The following is a 7,231-nucleotide window of genomic DNA, read 5'->3' as shown; positions in this document are numbered from 1 at the left end:
GACCCCTCCCACGAGCAGGAGCAGATACCTGCGCATCACCGCAAACCGAGATCGCCACACCTCACCCGGCAGACGTTCACAGACAGCGCACTAGAGGCCACTTTCGATAATTGAAAGTGGCCTCTTCGCCACTCTGGGTGACCATCTGAGCCGCCGGCCCTCCGCCCACCGGACTGAGAAGATTCAACTCATCGGGAATCTCCCCGAGGTCGCCGGAGACAGCCGGGGATTTCGGACGGCTCGAACCGCCGCGGTTGCTCGGAACCGTACATAGAGACGTGGCCGGCGGGGCGTGCCGACTTGATTGGGCCCGCGGCGGGTCCGGTAAGACGTGCGATCTCCTTGTGTCAGGTCTGTGACGTTTCGTGGCGGGTCTGGGATGCTGGGGCGGTGCCAAGGGGGACAAGCCGGCTCGTCCATACCGAGTACGGGCGGCTGTGGTGCTCGGTGTTGTGGTCGTCCGGGTCGCCGCGGTCGTCGGCGGGCTGACGGTGGGCGACCGTGCCGGAGGTGGGACGTCCATACGAGCTGTGCTCCCATGCGTGTGACGCCGACCCGGGTCGTCCTGGCGGACGACGCGCTGCTGTTCCGTCAGGCCATCGCCTGGCTGCTGGAGCAGCACGACTTCCAGGTCGTGGGGCAGGTGAGCGACGCCGACGGGCTGCGTAACGCGGTCTCGGCGCTACGCCCCGACATCGCGGTCATCGACATCCGCATGCCTCCCACCGGCCGGCTGGAAGGGCTGGAGAGCGCGGTGGAGCTGCGCGCCCGGCATCCGGACCTCGGGGTGCTGCTGCTCTCGCACTACCTGGAGTCGCATTACCTTCCGGTGCTTTTTGGCGCGAACGCCCGGGGCGTGGGCTATCTACTCAAAGAGCGCGTGACCGGCATCGAGGCGTTCGTCGAGGCCGTTACCCGGGTCGCGGCGGGCGGCTGCGTTCTCGACCCCGAGGTCGTCGACCTGATGATCGCCGCCCGGTCGCGGCGTGATCCCCTGCACACCCTGACCGCCCGCGAACGGGAGGTGCTCGCGCTGATGGCCGAGGGCCGTTCCAACCAGGCGATCGGTGCGCAGCTGGTCCTCACTCCGAAGACGGTCGAATCCCATGTGCGCAGCATTTTCACCCGGCTCGGCCTGGCACCCGAACCGGACGATCACCGGCGGGTTCTCGCGGTGCTCACCTATCTGCGAGCACATCACTGACCGACGTGTTCAGGACGCGCCGACGACGCGATCAGGCTCGGCTGCCGACTGGCCGTCGAGGTCGGGAAGCTGCAGGACGAGCAGCACGATGTCCGGGATGACGGCGACCGCCGCGGCCAGTCCGGCCCATCCTGTCCGGCGTCACCGACGACCCGGTAGCCGCCGGCCGTCAGGGTGACGCTTGCCAGGGCACAGAAATCCGCGTGGTTATCCGTGAGAAGCGCCGTGGCGGACATTTGTCCGAGGATGCCACTCGAAGCCGGTCCCGGTTTCAGGGCTACCCCTGATGTTGGCCGCTCCCGGAAAGATCAGGCTCATCTTCGTGACCGATCATCCTTCGGGGGAAACAGCGCCCCGTGGGAAAACGGCACCCGCACCGGTCAGCCGGATCGCCGGCCACATCCGCCGCGGCCGGTCCGGTGAACCCGGGCCAGCGCGCCACGGGGGGGTGCGCTGGCCCATCGGGCCAGCGTGGTTCCGCGCGCCAAACGCCCGTTCACTCACAGCCGGGGGGCCTTCCAGTGACGTCTCAGGTGAGCATCGATCTCAGGCCGGGCGTACCGAAGGAAGGCGAGACCCGTGCGGTGGCGGCGAAGCCGAGGAGGCGGCGGCGGAAGGATCGTACCGGGTTCACGGCGGTGGCCCGGGCCGGTCGGCGCCGCGCCGCAGGATTTCTGCTGGCGGTCGTTGTTCTAGTCGGCGCCAGTGCCTGCCAGGCCGAATACAAGCCACCGTTCGCGCCCATCGTGTTCGCCATCGATGAGAACGGCAACATCGACGTCAGCGCGAGTCGTGACCTGGTGACCCCGATCGGCACCTTCACGATCAGCGAATCGGTTGCATTGCCGCGGGACGTCCCATCGGACCGAACCCTGATGATCCTTCGTCACAAGGTCGCCGGTGAGCTGAAGGATGCTTGGTTCACGCTGCTGGCCGCGGTGAACCTGCACTTCTCCGTGGACGGGGCGAACCGACTCGTCCCGCAGGCCGAGGAGAACGTCGCGCTGTTGGAGGTGACCGGCCCGGCGACCGGGGTGGTCGCCGAAGCGACAGACGACGACTCCGGTGACCGTTTCGAGTCCGAGCAGGTCGAGGTACTGCCGGAGGTTCCCGAGGACACGGACCCCTCGGCCACACCGGACGACGGCGGGCCGAGCGGCGGGCCGGGTGAGCCGGGCATCGAGGTGACCCCGGAGACGCTGAGTTGCGATGACTCGGGGTGCGCCGGGACCGTGACCGTGGAAAGCACCGGCACCGGCACGCTGCGGGTCACCTCGACCGAGATCATCGGTCCCGACGCCGATGCGTTCTCCGTGGACGCGGGCTGCGAGGCCGAGCTGCCGCCCGGCGGGCAGTGCACCCTCAGCGTCGGCTACGTGCCGCTGGACAGCGGCGAGGCGGCCGTCGCGACGCTGGTCATCCACCAGAATCTCAGCGGTCCCGCCAACGAGGTGAACCTGGAGGGGAGCGCCGGGACGACGCCGCCCGGCCCGGAGCCCGGCATCGCCGTGACGCCGGAGACGGTGTTCTGCACCAGCTCCGCCTGCCAGCCGGTGACGGTCGAGAGCACCGGCGACGACCCGCTGGCCGTCACGTCCGTCGAGATCGTGGGATCAGACGCCGCCGCGTTCAGCTACACGAGCGACTGCGAGGGCGCGTCCCTGCCGACAGGCGCCCGGTGCGTCGTCACCCCCGAGTACACGCCGCAGGGTGGCACCGAGGCGACGGCCACGCTCGTCATCCACCACAATCTCGCCGGGCCCGCGACCGAGGTCACCCTCTCCGCCTCCTGAACCCGTTTCCGCCCTCGGGCTAGCTGATCCGCCCGGCGGGGGGTGGGCACGGGGCCGGTGGCGCATCGGCGAAGCCCGTGGCCCGGTACTCGCCGGTGGAGTCACGGGCAAGGTTCACCCGGATCCGGGACGCGATGCCGATCTGCCCGGTGGGCAGCGACTGCTCCAGGGTCTCCCGCCCGGTCTCGTCCAGACAGCTGTCCACGGTGACGGCCCCGCCCTCCGGCCCGGGCGAGACCCCGGTGACCAGGAGCCGCAGCGGCCCGCGGACGGATCGGCCCGGGATGGCGCGGTTCTGGTCCAGGATGGTCGTCAGCGTGCCGAAGAAAGATCCGTCGACCTGGTCCAGCAGCGTGCCGAGGGCGGCGCGGTCGCCTTCCTGGGCGCGGGCGAAGGCGTCCCAGAAGGTGAGATGGGCGCGGACCGCGGGGCTGGCGGGGTCCACCCCCGGCCCGGTCGTCATCTGGACGGAGCCCTCGACAACCGGGGCCCCGCCCGCGGCCGGGGCATCCTCCGGGCCCGCGGGCGCCGGCGGTGTTCCGGTTCCGCCCCAGGAAACGAAGGGCGTCAGCGCGGTGACGATCTGACGGTCGGTCGGGGCGCTGAACACCTCCGCGCCGCTCCAGGCGACCTTCACCGAGGTCGGGCACCCCGCGGCGGCCGGGTTCACCGGGACGGTGGCGACGACCTGCCCCGTGTGCGCCGCGCGCACCGTGATCCGGTACGAGGTGCGGAAGAACGGCACCTGCTTCTGGCTGCCGATGTCGAAACGGCAGATGACATCGGTGGGTTCGCGGGCGTCCCGCTCGGCGCACGCGACGAGCTGGGTCTGCGCCGGCCGTGCCAGGAAGGCGTCGCGCTCGGGCTGGCCCACGTCCTGGAGCAGCCGGACGGGGAACGTCGACCCGGTGGGGTCGTTTCCCTGATGCTGGCTGAACAATGCCACCGGATGCGGTGCCGGCCCGGTGTAGGGCGGAGCGGAGGTGAGGGCCACGTTCCCGGCGCAGACGTCGTTGAGGGCACCCATGTCGACCGGCCCGTCGACGGCGCGGACCTCGCCGCCGGCCGAGCCGGCGTCGCCCGACGCGCCCCCGCACGCGGCGAGTCCGCAGACCGCCGCCATGGTCAGTGCGGCCACCGAGAGCACCGCCGTCGCCCGTTGCCGCACGTGCGCCCCTTGTCCCGCGGCCGCCGCCGTCGGGTGGGCGACTGTTTCGTCCGGGAAGATCCCCACCATATCGACGGCGCGGCGACGTCTCGCGGTCAGATCCGGCGCCGGAAAGCGGGGCCGGTGGGGAAGCGGCGATACCGTTTCCGCGGCGGGGTGCTGAGAGTACGATTCCGGCGATGAAGAAGCTGTTTCCGCATGGTCAGAACAGCGTTCTGGTGATGCGGGTGACAAGGGCGGATCGAATCGTCACCGTCAGGGAGCTCCCATGAAAGCCGTACGTGCCGGCAACGGCGGCGTCAGCGTCGTCGACCTCGAGGAGCCGCCCGGCTCCGGTGAGGTGTTGAAGATCGCGGCCGCGAGCATCTGTAGCTCCGACCTCCTGTACATCAGATTAGGCAGCCAACGGATCATCGGGCACGAGCTGGCGGGCGTGCGTGAGGACGGGTCGGCGGCGATCGTCGAGGCGATCATGGGCTGCACGGTGTGCGACCTCTGCCGGCAGGGGCGGTACAACCTCTGCGTGCAGCACACGAAGCAGGCCCTCGGCGCGACCGCCGACGGCGGGATAGCCGAGCAGTTCCGCGTGCCCTCGGAGCGGCTCGTCCCGCTCCCGGCCGGCCTCGACGTCCGCGACGCCCCGCTGGTCGAGCCGGCGTCGGTCTCCTGGCACGCCCTGCGGCTCGCCGGCACCGGGCCGAACACCCGGGTAGCCGTCGTCGGGGCCGGTGCGCTGGGCCTGCTCGCCGTCGCCGGTGCGCGGCACCAGGGCGCACCCGAGATCGCCCTCGACGCGCGTCACCCCCACCAGGCCGAGGCCGGGGAGCGGCTCGGCGCGACGCTCGCCCACGACGGGCTCTACGACGTCGTCGTGGAGGCCGCCGGCTCGGACAGCGGCCTCGACCGCGCGATCGATCTCGTCGCCCCCGGTGGCACGGTGGTCTGCGTGGGGGTCCAGCTGGCAGCCAAGGTCGGGGTCAACTGGAGCCCGCTGTTCCACCGCGAGGGGCGGCTCATCCCCTCCATGGGCTACTGCGCCCATGAGAACGGTCGGGAGATGGAGGACGCGGCGGCCATGCTCGCCAAGGACCCCGAGATCACCCGGACGCTGATCACCCACCGGTTCCCGATCGCCGACGCCGCCGAGGCGTTCCGGGTCGCCGCCGACCGCAAGGCCGGCGCGCTGCGGGTGGTGATCGAGCCGTGAGCACCGTGGGCATCGTGACGGGAGCCGGCCGCGGCATGGGCCTGGCCTGCGCCCACCGGCTCGTCGACCTGGTGGACGTCCTGCTCCTGGTGGACCGCGACCCCGCCGTCGCCGGAGTGGTCGGCGAGCTCACCAAGGCCGGTTCGGCCACCGTCGAGCCGTTCGTCCTGGACATCACCGACGTCGACGGCGTGGAGCGGCTCGCCGCCCGGGTCGCCGAGCTCGGCACGCTGCGCGCCGTCGCCCACGCGGCCGGGATCTCCCCGACCATGGCCGACTGGCGGCGCATCTTCGCCGTCGACCTGGTCGCCACGGCGCAGCTGGCGCAGGCGCTGCGGCCGCTCACCACGGCCGGCACGGCGTCGGTCTACTTCGCCTCGATGGCGCCGATCCTGGCGATCGGTGAACCCCACCCGACCGCCGACGCCGCGCTGGACGACCCGCTCGCCCCGGACCTCCTCGACCGGATCCACGCCGCGCTCGGCGCCACGGTCGAGGACTCGGGCTGGGCCTACTCGTGGGCCAAGCGGGGGGTGCAGCGCTTCGCCCAGCAGGAGGCCGTCCGGGTCGGGCCGCTCGGCGGCCGGGTCTGCTCCCTCTCCCCGGGGATCATCGACACGCCGCAGGGCAAGCAGGAGGCGGCGGAGCACAGCTCCATGCAGGCGCTCGTCGAACGGACCCCGGTCGGCCGCATCGGGCAGTCCGAGGACGTCGCCGACGTGGTCGCCTTCCTCCTGTCGGACCAGGCGCGCTTCGTCAGCGGCATCGACGTCCTTGTGGACGGCGGGGTCGCGGCGGCCGTGCGTGGGCCGGCCGCCGCTGCCGTGAGGTAGCGGGACACCGCCCGAGCCGGTGGATCCTTGACCCGATGGTGAATCCATGACCTACGGAAGCGGGGTGGCGGTGGTGGGCGAGAGCGAGCCCGTCGTCGTAGTCGAGACCGCGGACCGCGTCACGACGGTGACGCTCAACCGGCCCGCCGCGCGCAACGCGCTCAGCCGGGCGCTCACGCACGCGCTGTGGGACGCCGTCGCCGCGGCCGGGGATGATCCCGGCATCGACGCGGTGATCCTGACCGGCACCGATCCCGCGTTCTGCGCCGGGGTCGATCTCAAGGAGGTCTCGGGCGAGGTGCCGCCCTCCGCCGTCCCGCGCGGGCCGGGGGAGGGGCCCGAGCGGTACGACAACGGGCTGTTCCGGTTCCTGCCCGTCATCGACAAGCCGGTCATCGGAGCCGTCAACGGCGTGGCCGTGACGGGAGGCCTCGAGCTGGCCCTGCAGTGCACGTTCCTGGTGGCCTCGGAGCGCGCCCTGTTCGCCGACACCCACGCCCGGCTCGGGATCATGCCGGGCGGCGGGGCCACAGTCCTGCTGGCGCGGTCGATCGGGCTGCGCCGGGCCGTCGAGATGTCGTTGACCGGCAACTTCCTGACCGCGGCGGAGGCGCTGCGGCTCGGCCTGGTCAACCACGTCGTGCCGCACGACGAGCTGCTGGGATGCGCGCGGCGGCTGGCCGGCGACATCGTGAGCAACGACGGGCAGAGCGTTCGCCGGCTGCTGCTGCACTACCGGCAGCTGGCGAACACGGCGACCCTCGACGAGGCGCACCTGGCCGAAGGGCTCATGGCCGAGATGTGGCGGCCCGGAACCAGCCACGTCGCCGCCCGGCGCACCGACGTCACCCAGCGCGGCCGCCAGCAGACCCGCGCCTGACCCGGTCCGCGGTCACCGCGACAGCGATCCGGCACCCGGCGATCCGGCCCCGGCCGTCGGGTGCGGGCCGTCGCGCGGACGACTGTGGCGGTCGGGTGAGTCCGGTGGGATTCACCCGACCGCCACGGTCGGGGCTGATCGGGGGC

The 7,231-nt window shown here is 71.8% G+C and carries 6 protein-coding genes; 5 read left to right on the top strand and 1 reads right to left on the bottom strand.

Annotation, left to right across the window (positions count from 1 at the left end; translation table 11 throughout):
* The first annotated feature begins 538 nt into the window (after positions 1–538).
* Positions 539–1,204 (top strand): LuxR C-terminal-related transcriptional regulator, encoded by a 666-nt coding sequence (locus tag BBK14_RS06825; RefSeq protein WP_071060340.1) that lies wholly within the window; start codon positions 539–541, stop codon positions 1,202–1,204.
* A 746-nt stretch (positions 1,205–1,950) separates the two neighbouring features.
* Positions 1,951–2,997 (top strand): choice-of-anchor D domain-containing protein, encoded by a 1,047-nt coding sequence (locus BBK14_RS06820; RefSeq protein ID WP_241831239.1) that lies wholly within the window; start codon positions 1,951–1,953, stop codon positions 2,995–2,997.
* A 19-nt stretch (positions 2,998–3,016) separates the two neighbouring features.
* On the opposite strand, the gene BBK14_RS06815 is transcribed toward BBK14_RS06820, so the two are convergent.
* Positions 3,017–4,165 (bottom strand): hypothetical protein, encoded by a 1,149-nt coding sequence (locus tag BBK14_RS06815; protein ID WP_241831237.1) that lies wholly within the window; start codon positions 4,163–4,165, stop codon positions 3,017–3,019.
* 268 nt (positions 4,166–4,433) lie between these two features.
* On the opposite strand from BBK14_RS06815, the gene BBK14_RS06810 reads away from it, so the two are divergent.
* From BBK14_RS06810 to BBK14_RS06800, 3 genes are read left to right on the top strand one after another with little or no spacing between them, the layout of a single operon-like run.
* A complete protein-coding gene (locus tag BBK14_RS06810) occupies positions 4,434–5,372 on the top strand; it encodes a zinc-dependent alcohol dehydrogenase (protein WP_071060338.1) in 939 nt (312 codons plus the stop codon).
* Positions 5,369–6,205, top strand: a complete 837-nt coding sequence (locus BBK14_RS06805; RefSeq protein WP_012157787.1) for an SDR family oxidoreductase — start codon at positions 5,369–5,371, stop codon at positions 6,203–6,205. Before BBK14_RS06810 ends, BBK14_RS06805 begins: the two co-directional genes overlap by 4 nt.
* Before the next feature lie 46 nt (positions 6,206–6,251).
* A complete protein-coding gene (locus BBK14_RS06800; RefSeq protein ID WP_071060337.1) occupies positions 6,252–7,085 on the top strand; it encodes an enoyl-CoA hydratase in 834 nt (277 codons plus the stop codon).
* The last annotated feature ends 146 nt before the right edge of the window (positions 7,086–7,231 follow it).

Source organism: Parafrankia soli, from assembly GCF_001854695.1.
Classification (GTDB): domain Bacteria; phylum Actinomycetota; class Actinomycetes; order Frankiales; family Frankiaceae; genus Parafrankia; species Parafrankia soli.
Note: the sequence above shows the minus strand (reverse complement) of the source record. Positions and strands in the feature narration are given on the sequence as shown.

Excerpts from the sequence above, each read along its gene's own strand:
- BBK14_RS06800 (WP_071060337.1), top strand. The coding sequence starts at position 6,252 with ATGACCTACGGAAGCGGGGTGGCGGTGGTGGGCGAGAGCGAGCCCGTC.
- BBK14_RS06810 (WP_071060338.1), top strand. The coding sequence starts at position 4,434 with ATGAAAGCCGTACGTGCCGGCAACGGCGGCGTCAGCGTCGTCGACCTC.
- BBK14_RS06825 (WP_071060340.1), top strand. The coding sequence starts at position 539 with ATGCGTGTGACGCCGACCCGGGTCGTCCTGGCGGACGACGCGCTGCTG.